Source organism: Pseudomonas sp. RIT411 (genome assembly GCF_003057735.2).
GTDB classification, from domain to species: domain Bacteria; phylum Pseudomonadota; class Gammaproteobacteria; order Pseudomonadales; family Pseudomonadaceae; genus Chryseomonas; species Chryseomonas oryzihabitans.
In genome coordinates, this window is record NZ_QBIZ02000001.1 from 322149 (window position 1) to 339783 (window position 17635).

18 protein-coding genes and 1 tRNA gene are annotated in these 17635 nt (G+C 65.7%); 4 read left to right on the forward strand and 15 right to left on the reverse strand.

The features are described from left to right. Positions 1-96: 96 nt before the first annotated feature. Both cysS and DBY63_RS01465 read right to left on the reverse strand, forming a co-directional pair. Positions 97-1482, reverse strand: coding sequence for a cysteine--tRNA ligase (gene cysS, locus DBY63_RS01460; RefSeq protein ID WP_027601871.1), 1386 nt, complete (start codon positions 1480-1482; stop codon positions 97-99). After that, positions 1482-3170, reverse strand: a complete 1689-nt coding sequence (locus DBY63_RS01465) for a glutamine--tRNA ligase/YqeY domain fusion protein (protein WP_042133355.1) — start codon at positions 3168-3170, stop codon at positions 1482-1484. Before DBY63_RS01465 ends, cysS begins: the two co-directional genes overlap by 1 nt. Before the next feature lie 146 nt (positions 3171-3316). On the opposite strand from DBY63_RS01465, the gene DBY63_RS01470 reads away from it, so the two are divergent. The 3 genes from DBY63_RS01470 (at position 3317) to DBY63_RS01480 (ending at position 5533) form a co-directional block, all read left to right on the forward strand. Further along, a complete protein-coding gene (locus tag DBY63_RS01470; RefSeq protein ID WP_007158996.1) occupies positions 3317-3811 on the forward strand; it encodes a peptidylprolyl isomerase in 495 nt (164 codons plus the stop codon). Continuing rightward, entirely contained in the window at positions 3808-4536 is a 729-nt protein-coding gene (lpxH, locus tag DBY63_RS01475) for a UDP-2,3-diacylglucosamine diphosphatase (protein WP_108581105.1), read from the forward strand. Before DBY63_RS01470 ends, lpxH begins: the two co-directional genes overlap by 4 nt. Before the next feature lie 184 nt (positions 4537-4720). After that, positions 4721-5533, forward strand: a complete 813-nt coding sequence (locus DBY63_RS01480; protein ID WP_007158998.1) for an HDOD domain-containing protein — start codon at positions 4721-4723, stop codon at positions 5531-5533. A gap of 72 nt (positions 5534-5605) precedes the next feature. Here the strand turns inward: DBY63_RS01480 and DBY63_RS01485 are convergent. The 13 genes from DBY63_RS01485 to aroC form a co-directional block, all read right to left on the reverse strand. Then, a tRNA-Ser gene (locus DBY63_RS01485) sits at positions 5606-5695 on the reverse strand. Positions 5696-6228: 533 nt separating this feature from the next. After that, positions 6229-6966, reverse strand: a complete 738-nt coding sequence (locus DBY63_RS01490; RefSeq protein WP_108581106.1) for a proteasome-type protease — start codon at positions 6964-6966, stop codon at positions 6229-6231. A gap of 98 nt (positions 6967-7064) precedes the next feature. Further along, positions 7065-7865 carry a transglutaminase family protein gene (locus DBY63_RS01495; RefSeq protein ID WP_108581107.1) on the reverse strand — a complete coding sequence of 267 codons (801 nt, stop codon included), beginning with the start codon at positions 7863-7865 and terminating at the stop codon, positions 7065-7067. After that, a complete protein-coding gene (locus DBY63_RS01500; protein ID WP_007159008.1) occupies positions 7862-8815 on the reverse strand; it encodes an alpha-E domain-containing protein in 954 nt (317 codons plus the stop codon). Before DBY63_RS01500 ends, DBY63_RS01495 begins: the two co-directional genes overlap by 4 nt. Positions 8816-8877: 62 nt before the next feature. After that, positions 8878-10287, reverse strand: coding sequence for a circularly permuted type 2 ATP-grasp protein (locus DBY63_RS01505; RefSeq protein ID WP_007159009.1), 1410 nt, complete (start codon positions 10285-10287; stop codon positions 8878-8880). Positions 10288-10544: 257 nt separating this feature from the next. Continuing rightward, on the reverse strand, positions 10545-10886 hold the full coding sequence (locus DBY63_RS01510; RefSeq protein ID WP_007159010.1) for a ribonuclease E inhibitor RraB: 342 nt from the start codon (positions 10884-10886) through the stop codon (positions 10545-10547). Positions 10887-10990: 104 nt separating this feature from the next. Next, on the reverse strand, positions 10991-11842 hold the full coding sequence (speE, locus tag DBY63_RS01515) for a polyamine aminopropyltransferase (RefSeq protein ID WP_027599880.1): 852 nt from the start codon (positions 11840-11842) through the stop codon (positions 10991-10993). A 96-nt stretch (positions 11843-11938) separates the two neighbouring features. After that, on the reverse strand, positions 11939-12154 hold the full coding sequence (locus DBY63_RS01520) for a PLD nuclease N-terminal domain-containing protein (protein ID WP_007159012.1): 216 nt from the start codon (positions 12152-12154) through the stop codon (positions 11939-11941). 102 nt (positions 12155-12256) lie between these two features. Beyond that, entirely contained in the window at positions 12257-12943 is a 687-nt protein-coding gene (gene mtnC, locus DBY63_RS01525; protein WP_108581108.1) for an acireductone synthase, read from the reverse strand. Then, positions 12940-13491 carry an acireductone dioxygenase gene (locus tag DBY63_RS01530; RefSeq protein ID WP_108581109.1) on the reverse strand — a complete coding sequence of 184 codons (552 nt, stop codon included), beginning with the start codon at positions 13489-13491 and terminating at the stop codon, positions 12940-12942. The genes mtnC and DBY63_RS01530 overlap by 4 nt, the downstream gene beginning before the upstream one ends. Further along, complete coding sequence (locus DBY63_RS01535; RefSeq protein WP_027601863.1) at positions 13488-14102, reverse strand: methylthioribulose 1-phosphate dehydratase; 615 nt, start codon at positions 14100-14102, stop codon at positions 13488-13490. The genes DBY63_RS01530 and DBY63_RS01535 overlap by 4 nt, the downstream gene beginning before the upstream one ends. A 123-nt stretch (positions 14103-14225) precedes the next feature. Beyond that, entirely contained in the window at positions 14226-15389 is a 1164-nt protein-coding gene (locus DBY63_RS01540; RefSeq protein WP_027599884.1) for an MFS transporter, read from the reverse strand. A gap of 14 nt (positions 15390-15403) precedes the next feature. Further along, the gene (gene aroC / locus DBY63_RS01545; protein ID WP_108581110.1) at positions 15404-16495 is read right to left on the reverse strand and encodes a chorismate synthase; all 1092 of its coding nucleotides are present in this window, start codon (positions 16493-16495) and stop codon (positions 15404-15406) included. Between the two features lie 135 nt (positions 16496-16630). On the opposite strand from aroC, the gene DBY63_RS01550 reads away from it, so the two are divergent. After that, entirely contained in the window at positions 16631-17599 is a 969-nt protein-coding gene (locus DBY63_RS01550) for an alpha/beta fold hydrolase (protein ID WP_108581111.1), read from the forward strand. The last annotated feature ends 36 nt before the right edge of the window (positions 17600-17635 follow it).

A 17635-nucleotide genomic window follows, 5' to 3' on the forward strand; every position in this document is an offset into this window, starting at 1 on the left:
CTTGTAGCCTGGAAAACCGCGCAGCGTTTTCCGGGGATGGTGGACCCGGCCAGAGCAGGCGGATGACGCGGAACCGTCATCCGCCTGATCGCAGACCTACTCCGCCAGGCGCCAGGTGGTGCCGCCCTTGCCGTCTTCCAGCACCACGCCCAGGGCGGTGAGCTGGTCGCGGATACGGTCGGATTCCGCCCAGTTCTTCTCGGCACGAGCAGCAAGGCGCGCCTGGATCAGCGCCTCGACCTCGGCCGCATCCACCCGGCCCGCCGCATCGGCGCGCAGGAAGGCTTCCGGCTCCAGTTGCAGCACGCCCAGCACCTCACCCAGTTCGCGCAGACGTCCGGCCAGGCCGGCCGCCGCGGCGGGATCGCTCTCGCGCAGGCGATTGATCTCGCGGGCCAGCTCGAACAGCACGCCACAGGCACCGGCGGTGTTGAAGTCGTCGTCCATGCACTGGGCGAAGCGCTCGGCGTAGCCCTCGCCGCCTTGCGCAGGAGCCTGCGGCAGCCCCTTGAGCGAGTGGTAAAAACGCTCCAGGGCGCCCTTGGCTTCGCGCAGGTTGTCTTCCGAATAGTTGATCGGACTGCGGTAGTGGCTGGCGATCAGCAGGTAGCGCACCACCTCGGGGTGGTACTTCTCCAGCACCTCGCGCAGGGTGAAGAAGTTGCCCAGCGACTTGGACATCTTCTCGCCGTTGATGGTGATCATCCCGCAGTGCAGCCAGGCATTGGCGTAGGTCTTGCCGGTGGCCGCCTCGCTCTGGGCGATCTCGTTCTCGTGGTGCGGGAATTCCAGGTCGTTGCCGCCGCCGTGGATGTCGAAGGTCTCGCCCAGGCAGCAGGTGGACATCACCGAGCACTCGATGTGCCAACCCGGACGCCCGGCGCCCCAGGGCGACGGCCAGCTCGGCTCGCCCGGCTTGGCGGCCTTCCACAGCACGAAGTCCAGCGGATCTTCCTTGGCCTCGCCCGGCTCGATGCGGGCACCGATGCGCAGGTCCTCGACGCGCCGCCGCGACAGCTTGCCGTAGCCGGCGAAGCGATTGACCCGGTAGTAGACGTCGCCATTGCCCGCGGCATAGGCGTAGCCCTTGTCGATCAGGGTCTGGATCATGGCGTGCATGCCGTCGATATGATCGGTGGCGCGCGGCTCCTGGTCGGGCTTGCGAATGTTCAGCCGCGCCTCGTCCTCGTGCATCGCCTCGATCATCCGCGCCACCAGGTCGGTGAAGGGCTCGCCGTTGGCGTTGGCGCGGTTGATGATCTTGTCGTCGATGTCCGTGATGTTGCGCACGTAGGTCAGGTCATAGCCGCTATGGCGCAGCCAGCGCGTGATGACGTCGAAGGCCACCATGCTGCGGCCATGGCCCAGGTGGCAGTAGTCATAGACGGTCATGCCGCAGACGTACATGCGCACCTGCCCCGGCACCAGCGGCGTGAAGGCTTCCTTGGTCTTGGTCAGGGTGTTGTAGAGGTGCAGCGCCATCATTGCCCCCAGGAGTCGCGCAGGGTCACGGTGCGGTTGAATACCGGCTTGCCAGGCGCCGAATCCTTGAGATCGACGCAGAAGTAGCCTTCGCGCTCGAACTGGAAGCGGTCTTCCGGCTGGGCCTGGGCCAGGGACGGCTCGGCGCGGCAGCCCTTGAGCACCACCAGGGACTCGGGGTTGATGTTGTCGAGGAAGCTGCCGCCCTCTTCGCTCTTCTCCGGCTGGGCCGAACGGAACAGGCGATCGTAGAGGCGTACCTCGCACTCCACGCTACCCTCGGCCGGCACCCAATGGATCACGCCCTTGACCTTGCGGCCTTCGGGGTTCTTGCCCAGGGTGTCCGGATCGTAGCTGCAGCGCAGCTCGATGACCTTGCCGTCGGCGTCCTTGATGGCTTCGTCGGCGCGGATCACGTAGCTGCCGCGCAGGCGCACCTCGCCACCCGGCTCCAGGCGCTTGTAGCCCTTGGGCGGATTCTCTTCGTAGTCGCCCTGGTCGATGTACAGCTCGCGGGTGAAGGGCAGCTGGCGCACGCCCAGGTCCTGCTTGGGATGCCGCGCCAGTTCCAGATTTTCCACCTGGCCCTCGGGGTAGTTGGTGATCACCACCTTGAGGGGCTTCAGCACGCACATGGCGCGCGGGGCATTCTGGTCCAGGTCCTCGCGGATGGCGAATTCCAGCATGGCGACGTCGACCACGCCGTTGGAGCGGGTCACACCGATCATCTCGCAGAAGTTGCGGATGGCGGCCGGGGTGTAGCCACGACGGCGATAGCCCGACAGGGTCGACATGCGCGGATCGTCCCAACCGTGCACGTGGCCCTCGTCCACCAGCTGCTTGAGCTTGCGCTTGCTGGTGACGGTGTAGTTCAGGTTGAGGCGGGCGAATTCGTACTGGCGCGGCTGCGCCGGCACCGGCAGCTTGGCCAGGAACCACTCGTACAGCGGGCGATGGTCCTCGAACTCCAGGGTGCAGATGGAGTGGGTCACGCCCTCCAGGGCATCGGACTGGCCATGGGTGAAGTCATAGCTCGGATAGATGCACCAGGCATCGCCGGTCTGGTGGTGATGAGCGTGGCGGATGCGATAGAGGATGGGATCGCGCAGATTCATGTTGGGCGAGGCCATGTCGATCTTGGCGCGCAGCACCTTCTCGCCGTCCTTGAATTCGCCGGCCTTCATGCGGGCGAACAGGTCCAGGTTCTCGGCCACCGAACGGTCGCGGAAGGGGCTGTTGCGACCCGGCTCGGTGAGGCTGCCGCGGTATTCGCGGGCCTGCTCGGGGGTGAGGTCGCAGACATAGGCCAGGCCCTGTTCGATCAGATTGACGGCCCAGGCGTAGAGCTGGTCGAAGTAGCTGGAGGCGTAGCGCACCTCGCCGGCCCAGTCGAAGCCCAGCCAGTGCACATCGCTCTTGATGGCGTCGATGTATTCCTGGTCTTCCTTGGCCGGGTTGGTGTCGTCGAAGCGCAGATGGCAGTCGCCGCCGAATTCCTTGGCCAGGCCGAAGTTCACGCAGATCGACTTGGCGTGGCCGATGTGCAGGTAGCCGTTGGGCTCCGGGGGGAAGCGGGTGACGATCTTGGCCTGCTTGCCGGCGTCCAGGTCAGCCTGGACGATCTGCCGCAGGAAATGCGCGGGGGCGGCTTTGGCGGCGGTGGACGAGTCGGAAGTCGGCTTGCTCATGGGATCCTTAACTGGGCAGACGCGCGGCCAGGGTAGGCCGGGCAAAGGTAAACCCGTATCATAGCCCAACCCGTCAAGTCCCGGCGAAACCCTTGAGGCCTTCGCCGGGTCTGGATGCTGTCCCCCTTAGCTACGGATTCGCTGCCATGATCAAGCTGCACACCAACCACGGCGTCATCACCCTGGAACTCTTCGAGGACAAGGCGCCCGAAACCGCGGCCAATTTCAAGGAATACGTCAAGAGCGGTCACTACGACGGCACCATCTTCCACCGTGTGATCAGCAACTTCATGGTCCAGGGCGGTGGTTTCGAGCCGGGCATGAAGCAGAAGCCGACCCGCGCCCCGATCAAGAACGAAGCCAACAATGGCGTCTCCAACGCGATCGGCACCGTCGCCATGGCCCGCACCATGGACCCGCACTCCGCCTCGGCGCAGTTCTTCATCAACGTGTCCGACAACACCTTCCTCAACCACACCGCGCCCACCAGCCAGGGCTGGGGCTATGCGGTGTTCGGCAAGGTCGTCGAAGGCATGGACGTGGTCAACGCCATCAAGGGCGTCGCCACCACCAGCAAGGCCGGTCACCAGGACGTGCCGAGCGAAGACGTGATCATCGAGAAGGCCGAGATCGTCGAGTGATCCTACTGGTCTCCGACCTGCATCTCGAACCGCAACGCCCGGACCTGGTCCGGGCGTTTTTGCATCTCCTCGAAACCCGCGCCCGCGGTGCCGAGGCCCTGTACATCCTTGGCGATCTGTTCGAAGCCTGGATCGGCGACGACGCCATGGGTGCCTTCGAGCAGGAGATCGCCACGGCCCTGCGCCAGCTGGCTGACAGCGGCACGGCCCTCTACCTGATGCACGGCAATCGCGACTTTCTCATCGGCAAGGCCTTTTGCCGCCAGGCTGGCTGCCGTTTGCTGCCGGATCGCCATATCGCCGACTTCCACGGCCGTCGCGTGCTGCTGATGCACGGCGATACCCTCTGCACCCGCGACGAGGGCTACCAGAAGCTGCGCCGCATCCTGCGCAACCCCCTCACCCTCTTCGTCCTGCGCCACCTGCCGCTGGCCAGCCGCCAGAAGCTGGCGCGCAAGTTGCGCAGCGAAAGTCGCCAGCAGACCCGAGCCAAGGCCATGGACATCACCGATGTCACCGAGGCGGAGGTCGAGCGGGAAATGCGCGCCGCCCGGGTGACCACGCTGATCCACGGCCATACCCACAGACCCGCCCGTCATGAGCTGCTGCTCGATGGCCAGCCGGCCGAACGTATCGTGCTGGGCGATTGGGACCGTCGCGGCTGGGTGCTGGAAGCCAGCGCGGCGGGCCTGAGCCAGGTCGATTTCGCCCTCGACGAACGGTAATGACGCAGCCAGGCAAGCCTGGCTTGCGTGCGGCAAGTCCCTGACCGGCAAGGCAATCCTGCGCGGCCACCTGGTGCTGGTCGCCCGGGCTGCGACCGATCGTCACATGGCGACTACAGAAATCCGCGCAGGCGACCGATGACGAGGGTGTAAGGAGATGTAACCCTTTTCCGCGGAGACGCCCATGCAACTCGACACCCTCTTTGCCCAGCTGCACAACCTGCCCAACGTCCCCGAAGTGGCGCAGGTCCTGATCCGGCAATTCGACGACCCCAACACCAGCATCGAAACCCTGTCGCGCACCGTGGCGCGTGACCCGGTCATCGCCGCCAAGGTGCTGCGCCTGGCCAACTCGGCGCGCTTCCGCGGCGCCCGCGAATCCACCAGCATCGAAGACGCCGCCCTGCGCCTGGGCTTCAACACCCTGCGCACCCTGGTCCTGGCTTCGGCCTTCGCCGGCGGCTTCAAGGCCGCACCCGGCTTCGATCTGCAGGCCTTCTGGTACAACAGCTTCCTGGTCGCCAGCCTGTGCAAGCCGCTGGCCAAGCAGGCCGGCCTGGATCAGGAAACCGCCTTTACCTGCGGCATGCTGCATGACATCGGCGAGTTGCTGATCCAGAGCGGTGCGCCGGAGCTGGCCCCCAGCCTGGCCGGTCGTGCCACAGCCAGCAGCCATCGCGCCGCCGACGAGACCCTGCAACTGGGCTTCGGCTATCCGGAAGTGGGCGCCGAGCTGGCCCGTCGTTGGCAACTGCCCCAGGTGCTGCGCGATGCGATCGGCTATCAGGCCCGCCCGCTGCAGGCGCCGGAAGGCAACGGCTATGCGCTGATCGTGGCTCAGGCGGTCGCCGTGGCCGAGGTGCTGCACGAGAATGCCGGCGACAGCAAGGTGCAGGACCTGAGCGGCCCGCTGTTCGCCAGCATCGACCTGGAACAGCTGACGGCCGTGCTGCCCAACGCCCGGGATACCGCCGCGACCTTTGCCCAGGCTGCCTGATCCCCGGAGGGCCTGGCCAAATCGCAGGCAAGAAAAAACCCCTGGAGCTAGGCTCTCAGGGGTTTCTTAATCTGGCGGTGAGGGAGGGATTCGAACCCTCGATAAGATTTCTCCTATACACACTTTCCAGGCGTGCTCCTTCAACCGCTCGGACACCTCACCAGATTTGCTCAGTGGCTGCATCTGCATCACCGAGGCGCGCAACTATAGGCAAAGGCGATTTCGATGGCAAGCTTTTTCTTCAATCGATTCATACATTTGCATTCACGACCTGGAAGGGCCTGCGCCCTGCCCCGTTCACGGGATGACCGGCTGGTCGCTCCTCCCTCGCTCCAAACCATTGATACCTCCGACCAACGGTAGCGTCGCACGCAGTTTCCTAATCACCTGAAAGCAAAGGAAAAATCCCCTGGTACGACATTTCTGATAACCGCCTGGCCGGTTACCGCCACAAAACTGAAATTTATGTTCTATAGCTACTGGATAGTGCTCAAGCCTGCGGGTATCAGTAACTGCATGCCGCTGTTGCGCAAGCGCTTCCCGCTGAAGACGTAAAGGCTCTAAACAGCTAACAATAAAGGCCCCGAGTCATGTTCAAGAATCCCGTCCCCAAGTGGCGCCAGGCGAGTTTCGTGCTCATCGTCACCACCGTCGTGCTGGTCATCCCCAACCTCTCGCGGTTCTTTGGCTGATCCCTAGCGCCAGTAATCCGCAGGCGCTGCCGGCAAGGCTGCCAGCAGATCACGCAGCCCCTCCCCCCAGCCCGTGCGCAGGGCCTGGAAGTAGGGATCCTGTTCGTCGATCCGATGACTGCTGACCTGCGCCAGTCGATCACGCGGATAGACCACCAGATCCAGCGGTAGCCCCACCGACAGGTTGCTGCGAATGGTGGCGTCGTAGGACAGCAACGCACAGCGCAGGGCTTCTTCCAGCGGCGTCGCGAAGGTCAGCGCCCGATCCAGGATGGGCTTGCCGTATTTGCTCTCGCCGATCTGGAAGTAAGGCGTGTCCTCGGTGGCGCTGATGAAGTTGCCATGGGGATAGAGATTGAACAGCTCCGGCTCCGCCCCGCGGATCTGCCCACCCAGCAGAAAGGAACAGCTCAGGTCCAGGCCGTGACCGCTGGGCGCATCCTCGGCATCGCGCTGCAGGACCTCGCGCAGGGTCTGCCCCAGCAGCCGGGCGGCGTCGTACAGGGTGGGTACGCCGTGCAGGTTGTCCTGCTCGCTGTCCAGGCGCTGTCGCAGCAGACTGATCACCGCCTGGGAGGTGGCCAGATTGCCTGCCGACTGGATGACGATCAGGCGCTCGCCAGGGATACGGAACAGGTGCAGCTTGCGAAAGGTGGCGATGTTGTCGACCCCGGCATTGGTACGGGAATCGGCGACGAATACCAGGCCATCTTGCAGTTTCATGGCGACGCAATAGGTCATGCGAACCTCGGCTGATCGAACGGTCGACGCGACAGCGCCCGACAGCAAAAGAAAAGACGGCCCCTGGCCGCCTTTTCGTCTGCTATGGGCAGCGCCGATTATTGCTGTTGCTGCGCCTGCTGCAAGGGCTCGACCATCACCCTGGCCTCCATGTGCTCCACCCCGCCGCCGCGGCGCATGCCGCGCACGGGACAGGCGTCCAGGTAGTCCAGACCGATGGCCAGCCGTAGGTGCCGCTCCGGCCGGGCCAGGCGATTGGTGACGTCGTAGCTGTACCAGGCGCCGTCATGCCAGGCTTCCGCCCAGGCATGGCTGGAGAGGTGCGCGCTGTCGTCGGTGCACAGATAGCCGGACACATAGCGCGCCGGGATCCCCAGGCTGCGGGCGCAAGCCAGGAAGGCATGGGCATGGTCCTGGCAGACCCCGGCGCCCTTGGCGAAGGCCTGGGCGGCATTGCCGTCCACCTCGGTGGAGCCGGGCACATAGGTCATGCGCTCGTGCAGGCGCTCCATCAGCTGGATAAGGGTGTCGCGATCGCGGCGACCGTCGCAGACCTCGCGGGCGAAGGCGGTCAGCGCCTCGTCGGCCTCGGTCAGCCGGGTCTGGCGCAGGAAGGGAAAGGCCGAGGCCTGGCAGGGTTCCGCCTCGAAGGTCTCGTCGATCTCCACCTGGCCGCTGGCGGTGATGGTGATGGCGTCGTGCGGCGTATCCAGGGTCAGCACATGCAGGATGTTGCCGAAGGGATCGCGCTGCGCCCGCGCCGGCCGTGGCAAGGCCAGCTCCCAGCCGAGGATCCGCTGACGGGCATCATCCTGGGGCGTGAGCCGCAGGTACTGGATGCTCGCGCGTACCTGGTCGGCGTAGCGATACAGGGTTTCGTGATGAATCGCGAGTCTCATACGGTCTCCAGGTAAGCGGTATTGATGGCGCTGCCGAGCTGGCGGACATGGACGATGAAGTCGCCGATCCAGGCATGGAGTCCTTCTTCGAGCACCTCGTCGATGCTGGTATAGCGCAGCCGCGCCTCGAGACCGGCCGCCAGGCGCTTGGCCTCGCGGCCGTTCTCGCCGGGCAGACTGGCCAGCACCCGGTGCAGTTCGATCACGCAGGCCAGCAGCGAGCGCGGCAGGTCTTCCTGCAACAGCAGCAGTTCGGCGCCATTGCGCACGTTGAGGGCATCGCGATAGAGCTCGGTGTAGGCCTCGAAGGCGCTAAGGGCGCGCAACAGGGCGCTCCACTGATAGAAGCCGCGGGCGGAGGCGTCGCTGATGGCTTCCGCCTCCTCTTCCCCCAGTACCTGGTAGCGGGCGTCGAGCATGCGCAGGGTGTTGTCGGCGCGCTCGACGAAGGTGCCCAGGCGGATGAAGCGATAGGCGTCGTTTCTCATGATGGTGCCGACGGTGGCGCCGCGGAACAGGTGGGAGCGCTCCTTGACCCATTCGCAGAAGCGGCTGATGCCGAAGCGGATCAGACCGGTGACGGCAATCTCGCGCATCTCCAGCCAGGTGGAGTTGACGTTCTCCCACATGTCGGCGGTGATGCGTCCACGCACCGCGTGGGCATTGCTGCGCGCGGCCTGCAGGCAGCAATAGATGCTGCCGGGGTTGCGCTCGTCCAGGGCGAAGAAATGCAGCAGGCGCTCGGGGTGCAGAGCGCCGTGCTTTTCCCGGTAGTCATCCAGGGTGCCGGTGATGAGCAGCGGCATGGCCAGCTCGTCCAGGCCTCCGCCCTGCCCGCTCTGCGGCATCATCGACAGCGAATAGCTGACGTCCAGCATCCGCGCGAGATTCTCGGCGCGCTCCAGGTTGCGGGACATCCAGTACAGATCGGCAGCGGTACGACTCAACATGGTGGGGTCGCCTTTCAAAGGTCCTTGCGAGGCCGCCGGGGCGGCCACTGTTCTGTGGCGATCTAGTCCTGCACCACCCAGGTGTCCTTGGTGCCACCGCCCTGGGAGGAATTCACCACCAGCGAACCTTCGCGCAGGGCGACCCGGGTCAGGCCACCGGGCACCAGGCGCGTCTTGCGACCGGACAGCACGAAGGGCCGCAGGTCGATGTGCCGCGGCGCGATGCCGTTCTCGACGAAGGTCGGGCAAGTGGACAGCGACAGGGTGGGCTGGGCGATGTAGGCGCTGGGATTGGCCTTGAGCCGGGCGCGGAAGGCTTCGATCTCCATGCTGCTGGCGGTGGGGCCGACCAGCATGCCGTAGCCGCCGGAGCCATGGACTTCCTTGACCACCAGCTCGGGCAGGTTGGCCAGCACATGGGACAGTTCGTCCGGCTTGCGACACTGCCAGGTGGGCACGTTGTAGAGGATCGGCTCTTCGCTGAGATAGAAGCGGATCATCTCCGGGACATAGGGATAGATCGACTTGTCGTCGGCCACTCCGGTGCCGATGGCATTGGCCAGGATGACGTTGCCGGCGCGATAGGCCGCCAGCAGGCCAGGGACGCCAAGCAGGGAATCCGGATTGAAAGCCAGGGGATCGAGGAAGGCGTCGTCGAGGCGGCGATAGATGACGTCGACCTTCTGGAAGCCCGAGGTGGTGCGCATGAACACCTGTTCGTCGCGTACCAGCAGATCGGCGCCCTCCACCAGCTCCACGCCCATCTCCCGGGCCAGGAAGGCATGCTCGAAGTAGGCGCTGTTGAAGCGACCCGGGGTGAGGACCGCCACCGTGGGGTTGTTGACCGGGGTGGAACTGCGCAGGGTGTCGAGCAGCAGATTCGGATAGTGGTCGATGGGCGCGATGCGCTCCAGGGTGAACAGCTCGGGAAACAGCCGCATCATCATCTTGCGGTTCTCGAGCATGTAGGACACCCCGCTGGGGGTGCGCAGGTTGTCCTCCAGCACGTAGTAGGCTCCGTCGCCATCGCGCACCAAGTCGACCCCGGCGATATGGGCATAGATGCCGTTGGGCAGGTCCAGCCCCTGCATCGCCAGCTGGTACTGGTCGTTGGCCAGCACCTGCTCGGCGGGAATGACCCCGGCCTTGATGATGCGCTGGTCGTGATAGAGGTCGTGGAGAAAGAGATTCAGCGCCTGGACGCGCTGGATGCAGCCGCGCTCGATGATCTGCCATTCGCTGGCGGGAATGGCCCGCGGTAGCGCATCGAAGGGAATCAGGCGCTCCGTACCCTGCTCGTCGCCATAGAGGGTGAAGGTGATACCGGCGCGATGAAACAGCAGGTCGGCTTCACGCCGCCGCTGGGCCAGGAGTTCCGGGGGTGTCTCGCTCAGCCATTGCGCATAGCGACCATAGTGCGGTCGGCATTGCGCCTGGACGTCATACATCTCGTTATACAGTTGGCGGCTCATGCCGATCTCCTTGTCACCCACGGTGCAGCTTCGCAAGCCGCGTGCCAGCGCAAGAGGCTTGTAGATCAAGCTCTTGCGCGGCATCGGGTCGCGCGGTGCACCAAAGCCAGGCACGTAAGCGTGCGCATGCACCGCAACGTTTCCGTCATGAGCCTAAGACGGTGCGGCGGGCGGAAAGTGCGATGATTGAGCGGCGGGGTGATTTCAGAGGGTGAGACGGGCATCCCCGGCGGGATGCCGCCTCGGCAGGGCTTGGATCAGGCAGAGCTGCGGCTGACTTCCTGGGTCACGCCCCAGCCGTCGAGCTGGCCGCCCAGGGGCACCACCACCGCTTCCAGATCGCTTTCGAAATCGTCGATGGTGGCGTGGGTGGCGAACATCACTTTGCTGACCTGCAGATGCCAACCCCCCTCTTCGTGCGGCATCACCTGGGCATTGAGGGACTCGCCGTGAAACTGGTCCGCAGCGATGCGGGCCTTGCCTTCATCGGCGAAGATGGCGAAGAAGTCGATTGGATGGAAGCGGGCGAAATCGAAGCCGCCCTCCTTCATCCGCTGCAGCAGGTTCAAGCTCACATCATCGGCAAACGACAAGGACATAGGACAACCCTCCTCTGGTTCGGATGATCTTCTCGCCGAAGCGTCGCTACCGACGTCCGGCGAGTCGCGGCTGAAAACTCGAACGGTGCCGCGACCGCCAGGGCTTACGCCTTGCCGATGGCCTCCAGCACGTATCGAGGTAGAGCAAAGGCAGCAGCATGCAGCTCCGGGGTGTAGTAACGGGTCTGGATGCCTGTATCACTGTAGCGCTGCGCCAGGGTTTCGGCATCTTGCCGACGCAAGGTCACGTCCTTGCTGCCCCAGGCGAGGGTCATGACGCCCCCTATGTAGGTAGGCACCGCTGACAGATAAAAGTGCCAGTCGGCGAACAGCCCGGACATCCGGCCGGCAGTGGTCCTGACCTCGTCCAGTTGCAGGAAGGGGGTACCGTTCTGGGCCACCATCACGCCGCCCTCGTTCAGGCAGCGATGGCAGGCCTGGTAGAAGTTTTCCGAGAACAGCACCTCGGCCGGGCCGATGGGATCGGTCGAGTCGGAGATGATGACGTCGTAGCGCTCGGTGGTGTTGGCGACGAAGTTCATGCCGTCGTCGATCACCAGATTCAGCCGCGGATCCTCGAAGGCACCCGCGGAATGGCCGGGGAAGTGCTCCTTGCACATCTCCACCACCGAACCGTCGATCTCGACCATGGTGATGTGCTCGACCCCCTGGTGCTTGGCCACTTCGCGCAGGATGCCGCCGTCGCCGCCGCCGATGATGAGCACCCGCTTGGGCGCCGGATGGGCCAGCAGGGGCACGTGGGTGAGCATCTCGTGATAGATGAATTCGTCGGCCTCGGTGGTCTGGATCACGCCATCCAGGGCCATGACCTTGCCCAGCACGGCGTTCTGGAAGATCACCAGGTGCTGATGCTCGGTGCGCACCTCGTGCAGCATGCGCTCGACGGTGAAGCGCTGGCCATAGCCGTCGTAGAGGGTTTCCAGGTAGTCGCTCATGTCGATCTCCGCAGGTGGCAGGCCGAGACGAGCAATGCCCGGCCAAAAGCCGGGCATTGTAAGAGCTGGATGTGACAGGCTCCAGTGTTGTGCTGGCTAACCCTTGTGGGTGGGCGCGGTGGCCGAGCGATTGCCGCGCGGGCCGGCGGCCGCCCAGGCGATCAGGCCGATCACCGGCAGCACGATGATGAGCACGGTCCAGCCGATCTTGGCGTTGCTGGTGCTGTCACTGCGGATGACGTTGACGATGGCCCAGATGTCGAGCAGGAAGACGATGAAGCCCAGTACACCGCCAATGGTGGAATTGATCATGTCGCGACTCCCGTTGCGAGGACACAGGTCTCGTCAATTGGGACTGGCAAGAGCGGCGTCGAGTTCGGCCGGCTCGCTTGGCAGCGGCGCCGGTCGTGGGCTTCAGCTGAAGGCCGCGAGATCGATGTCAGCGAAGGACGCCACGCACGGATGATCGCCGAGCTGGCCACCGGCACGCACCAGGCCACAGGTCGGCAGACCCGCCTGGCGCGCGGCATCCAGCTCTTCCACCACGTCGGAGAGAAACAGCAGGTCCGATGGCTCGTGGGTGGTGGCCGAGGCGATGCGCGCATAGGACGCGGCCTCGCGCTTGCCGCCGGTCAGGGTATCGAAATACCCGGAAAACAAAGGGGTGAGATCGCCGTGCTCCGAGCAGCCGAAGATCAGCTTCTGCGCCTGTATCGAGCCCGAGGAATAGACGTACAGCGGCAGCCCGGCCGCGTGCCACTGGCGCAGCGCCTGGACCGCGTCGGGATAGACGTGCCCCTTGAGGGTGCCGGCGCGATAGCCCTGCTCCCACACCTTCCCCTGCAGGGCCTTGAGCGGGGTGGCCTTGCGGTCGGTGGCGATCCATTCCAGGAGGATGGCGATCACCCGCTCCACGTCGGCGTCCAGCTCGCCGGCTTCGGCGCGCACGGCGTCGAGCTGCTCCGCCACCGCCGGCTCCCCGGCCTGGGCGCGCACCAGCGCCGGGAGGTGCTCGCGGGCATAGGGAAAGAGCACGTCGAAGACGAAGCTGACGGCGCTGGTGGTGCCTTCGATATCGGTGAGGATGGCCTTGATCGTCACGCCTCGACCTCCAGGCGCGGGAAGCGCTGGGCGATGTCGACGCCCGTGAAGTGGGCCACCCAGCCGTCGGGATTGTCGAACAGGCGAATGGCGACAAAGGACGGCGACTCGCTCATGTCGAACCAGTGCGGGGTGCCGGCCGGCACCGAGATGAGGTCGTCCTTCTCGCAAAGCACGGCGTAGACGTGATCGTAGATGTGCAGGGTGAAGAGCCCCTGCCCGGCGACGAAGAAGCGCACCTCGTCCTCGTTGTGCCGGTGCTCTTCGAGGAACTTGGCGCGCAGCGCCTCCTTCTGCGGATGCTCGGGATGCATGCTGATGACGTCGACGGTCTGGTAGCCGCGCTCCTGGATGAGGCGATCGATCTCCGGCCGATAGGCGGCGATCACCTCATCCTGGCTGGCGCCGGGTGCCACCGGGGCGGTGGCCTGCCAGCGCTCGAAACGCACCCCGACCTCGGCCAGGGTGGCGGCGATGTGCTCGCCATCGCTGATCACCTTCAGCGGCTGGCGCGGTTCGGCATCGTGGTAGACGGTCAGTCGGCTCATGGACGCAGGCTCCGGGTCTTGAGTTCGCATTCGAAGAGGAATTCGAAGGCTTCCACGTGGCGCAGGGCATCGGCCATGCGCGGGCCCCAAGTATAGAGGCCGTGTCCGCGGATCAGGTACCCCACGCAGTCGGGGTGCACGTCCAGCCAGGTCTGCACCTTGTCGGCCAGGCGCGGGATGTCCTGGTCGTTGTCGAACACCGGGATTTCCACCCGCACCTCGTGGGTGGTGACGCCGTGCAGCGCCTTCTGCAGCTCGTAGCCGTCCAGCAGCAGGCGATCCCCTTCGAGCTGGCGCGACAGCACCGTCGAGTTCACCGAATGGGTGTGCAGCACGGCACCGATCTCGGGCTGCCAGCGATAGAGCTGGGTGTGCAGCGCGGTTTCCGCGGACGGCTTCTTGGCCTCCAACGGCGTGCCATCGAGATCGGTGGCGAGGATGTCGTCCAGCTCCAGCTGGCCCTTGTGCTTGCCGGACACGGTCAGCAACAGGCGGCTGTCGGACAGCCGCACCGAATAGTTGCTGCTGGTGGCCGGCGACCAGCCGCGGCCATAGAGGAAGCGACCGGCATCGATGATTTCCCGGGCCAGTTGCTCACGCTGCTGGATCATGGAGGGTTCTCCTTGGTTCTGTACGAAAAGTCGCCGAGCGACGGTCAGGCGAGGCGAAAAACGCTGAGGAAGCGGAGTTTACGAGAGGTAAATGAGCATTCCGAAGTGTTTTTCAACGAAGCATCACCGAGCGCAGGCACTTTTCGTACTGGACCTAACGGACAAGAGGATGAGGAAGGCCCCGGCCAGCGCCGCCAGGGAGGCGCCGGCAAAGGCGGCAAGGGCACCGGACACCTGCCAGGCATAGCCAGCATACAGCGCGCCGAGCGCCCCGCCAGCCCCGGACAGGGCGGCATAGAGCGACTGGGCCTGGCCCTGGCGGCGGCGGTCGAAATGGGACTGGACGAACTGGATGGCGGCGGCATGGAAGCAGCCGAAGGTGGCCGCATGCAGCAACTGGGCGAACAGCAGCACCGCCAGGTGATCGGCCAGGGCGCCCAGCAGCAACCAGCGCCCGGCGGCGATGAGAAAGGCGGCTACCAGCAGGGTGTTGAGCGCCAGCCGCGCCAGCAGCTGCGGCATCACCAGGAAGATCAGCACCTCGGCGACCACCCCCAGCGACCAGAGCTGGCCGATGACGCCGCGGCCATAGCCGAGGTCTTCCAGGTGCAGGGTGAAGACCGTGTAATAAGGACCGTGGGACAGCTGCATCAGCGCCGCGGCGAGGAAGAAGGCCAGCACCCGTGGCTGGCGCAGGGTGGTCAGGAAGGGCTCGGCCGGCGCCTCGGGGCGCTGGCCCGGATCGACCTTGACCCCCGGCACCGCCAGCGAGGCGAGCAGGATGATCGCCATCACCAGCAGCAGATAGGCCGGGTAGAGATCCAGACTGACGTATTCGAAGGCCCAGCCGAGTCCCGCCACCGCGGCAATGAAGCCGATGGAGCCCCAGAGGCGGATACGCCCATAGCGCTGTGGCTGGTCGCGCAGGTGGGCCAGGGTGATGGCTTCGAACTGCGGCAGCACCGCATGCCAGAAGAAGGCATGTCCGGCCATGATCAGCGCCAGCCAGGCGAAGCCCTGGCCCAGGTAGATGCCGGAAAAGCACAGCAGGGTGCAGGCGGCGCCCAGGCGGACGATGCTCAGCCGGCGGCCGGTGCGATCGGCCAGCCAGCCCCAGAGATTGGGCGCCAGCACCCGCATCAACATGGGGATGGCCACCAGTTGGCCGATGGCGGTGCCGGAAAAGCCCAGGTGGTGGAAGTACAGCCCCAGGTAGGGCGCCGTGGCCCCCAGCAGCGCGAAGTAGGCGAAATAGAAGCCCGACAGCCGCCAATAGGGAACCGGCATCGTCCGTCCGCTGATCAGAGTTGCGGTAGGACGGGCGTGCCCACCCGCACCTCGGCGTTCTGGGCGCGGTGACGCAAGAGGTGATCCATCAGCACCAGGGCCATCATCGCCTCGGCGATGGGCGTGGCGCGGATGCCCACGCAGGGATCGTGGCGACCCTTGGTGATGATATCCACCGGTTGGCCGTGTACGTCGATGGAACGCCCCGGGGTGGTGATGCTGGAGGTGGCCTTCAGCGCCAGGTGGGCGACGATGGGCTGGCCGGAGGAGATGCCGCCGAGTACGCCACCGGCGTTGTTGGACAGGAAGCCTTCCGGGGTCAGTTCGTCCCGGTGCTCGGTGCCGCGCTGGGCGACGCTGGCGAAACCGGCACCGATCTCGACGCCCTTCACCGCGTTGACGCTCATCAGCGCATAGGCCAGTTCGGCGTCGAGGCGATCGAAGATCGGCTCGCCCAGCCCCGGCGGCACGCCGTCGGCGACCACGGTGATGCGCGCACCCACCGAGTCCTGATCACGGCGCAGCTGGTCCATGTAGGCCTCCAGCTCCGGAACCCGGTCCGGATCGGGGCTGAAGAAGGCGTTCTCTTCCACGCTGTCCCAGGTCTTGAAGGGGATCTCGATGGGGCCCAGCTGGCTCATGTAGCCGCGCACCCGGATGCCCTGGGTGGCCAGGTACTTCTTGGCGATGGCGCCGGCCGCCACGCGCATGGCGGTCTCCCGCGCCGAGCTGCGACCGCCGCCGCGGTAGTCGCGCAGGCCGTACTTGTGGTGGTAGGCGTAGTCGGCATGGGCCGGGCGGAACAGGTCCTTGATCGCCGAGTAATCCTTGGACTTCTGGTCGGTGTTGCGGATCAGCAGGCCGATGGGGGTACCGGTGGTCACGCCCTCGAAGACCCCGGAAAGGATCTCCACTTCATCCGCTTCCTGACGCTGGGTGGTGTGGCGGCTGGTGCCGGGCTTGCGCCGATCCAGGTCACGCTGCAGGTCGGCGATGTCCAGGGGCAGGCCGGGTGGGCAACCGTCGACGATGGCGACCAGCGCCGGGCCATGGCTTTCGCCGGCGGTGGTGACGGTAAACAGCGTGCCGAGGGTATTGCCGGACATGCGAGGGCTCCGCGCTACGGGTGAAAGGTATAGATTCAAATTGGGAATGGGCGATTTTACACGCGCCGTGGTCTTTTACACGGATTGTGTGCGGGATAGGCCCCCACACCCCAGCTCTCCGGTGCCCTTCCCGCCATGCGTCTGCTGTTCTCCCTGCTGCTGTGCCTCGCCCTGCCCGCCCTCGCCACGGCGGCCGATCCCGTGCTCTATCGTCCCCTCCAGCTCGAAACCGGCAGCGGTGTACTCAAGGGCAGTCTGATCCTGCCCCGTAGCGACAGGCCGCAACCGGTGGTGCTCTTCGTTTCCGGCTCGGGGCCCATCGATCGCAACGGCAACGCCCCCGGCGCGCGCAACGCGGCCCTGCAGCGGCTGGCCGAGGCCCTGGGCCGGCAGCGGATCGCCAGCGTGCGCTTCGACAAGCGCGGCGTGGCCGAGAGTCGCAGCGCCGAGCCGGACGAGAGTCGCCTCAGCGTGGAGCGCTATGTCGACGACCTGGTCGGCTGGATCCGGCTGCTGCGCGCCGATCCGCGCTTTTCCGCGGTGATCCTGCTCGGCCACAGCGAAGGCGCCCTGATCGCCAGTCTGGCCGCCGACCAGGTGCCGGTCGCCGGGGTAGTGACCCTGGCCGGCAGCGGCCGGCCCATCGACGTGGTGCTGCGCGAGCAGTTGGCGGGCAAGCTGTCGCCGGTCGGCCTGGCCAGCGCCCAGTGGATCATCGACCAGTTGCTGCGCGGCACCCCGGTGCCCGAGGTGCCGAAGGAGTTGCTGGTGCTGTTCCGCCCCAGCGTCCAGCCCTATCTGATCTCGCTGTTCCGCCAGGATCCGGCCAGGGCCTTCGCCGGCATCCACGCGCCGGCGCTGATCGTCCAGGGTACCCATGACGTCCAGGTGGAGGTCGACGATGCCCGCGCCCTGCAGCGCGCCAAACCGGATGCGGAACTGGCCATCATTGCCGGCATGAACCATATGCTGCGCATCACCCCGGCGGACTTCCAGGCGCAACTGCCCAGCTACGACAATCCCAACCTGCCCCTGGCCCGCGCGCTGGTCGAGCGCGTGACCGCCTTCGTCGCGCGCTCAGGTTCCTCGCGCGCCGGCCGATAAGCCAGCAAAGGCGCCCAGGCGGCGCACCCGCTGGAG

Coding starts and splice junctions, on each gene's coding strand:
- speE (WP_027599880.1), bottom strand. CDS start 11,842: ATGAGCGACTACCTGGAAACCCTCTACGACGGCTATGGCCAGCGCTTC.
- DBY63_RS01480 (WP_007158998.1), top strand. CDS start 4,721: ATGCAACTCGACACCCTCTTTGCCCAGCTGCACAACCTGCCCAACGTC.
- DBY63_RS01520 (WP_007159012.1), bottom strand. CDS start 12,154: ATGATCAATTCCACCATTGGCGGTGTACTGGGCTTCATCGTCTTCCTG.
- DBY63_RS01550 (WP_108581111.1), top strand. CDS start 16,631: ATGCGTCTGCTGTTCTCCCTGCTGCTGTGCCTCGCCCTGCCCGCCCTC.
- aroC (WP_108581110.1), bottom strand. CDS start 16,495: ATGTCCGGCAATACCCTCGGCACGCTGTTTACCGTCACCACCGCCGGC.
- DBY63_RS01530 (WP_108581109.1), bottom strand. CDS start 13,491: ATGAGCCGACTGACCGTCTACCACGATGCCGAACCGCGCCAGCCGCTG.
- DBY63_RS01535 (WP_027601863.1), bottom strand. CDS start 14,102: ATGATCCAGCAGCGTGAGCAACTGGCCCGGGAAATCATCGATGCCGGT.
- DBY63_RS01510 (WP_007159010.1), bottom strand. CDS start 10,886: ATGTCCTTGTCGTTTGCCGATGATGTGAGCTTGAACCTGCTGCAGCGG.
- DBY63_RS01500 (WP_007159008.1), bottom strand. CDS start 8,815: ATGTTGAGTCGTACCGCTGCCGATCTGTACTGGATGTCCCGCAACCTG.
- DBY63_RS01505 (WP_007159009.1), bottom strand. CDS start 10,287: ATGAGCCGCCAACTGTATAACGAGATGTATGACGTCCAGGCGCAATGC.
- DBY63_RS01465 (WP_042133355.1), bottom strand. CDS start 3,170: ATGAGCAAGCCGACTTCCGACTCGTCCACCGCCGCCAAAGCCGCCCCC.
- DBY63_RS01470 (WP_007158996.1), top strand. CDS start 3,317: ATGATCAAGCTGCACACCAACCACGGCGTCATCACCCTGGAACTCTTC.
- DBY63_RS01540 (WP_027599884.1), bottom strand. CDS start 15,389: ATGCCGGTTCCCTATTGGCGGCTGTCGGGCTTCTATTTCGCCTACTTC.
- DBY63_RS01490 (WP_108581106.1), bottom strand. CDS start 6,966: ATGACCTATTGCGTCGCCATGAAACTGCAAGATGGCCTGGTATTCGTC.
- cysS (WP_027601871.1), bottom strand. CDS start 1,482: ATGGCGCTGCACCTCTACAACACCCTGACCAAGACCAAGGAAGCCTTC.
- DBY63_RS01495 (WP_108581107.1), bottom strand. CDS start 7,865: ATGAGACTCGCGATTCATCACGAAACCCTGTATCGCTACGCCGACCAG.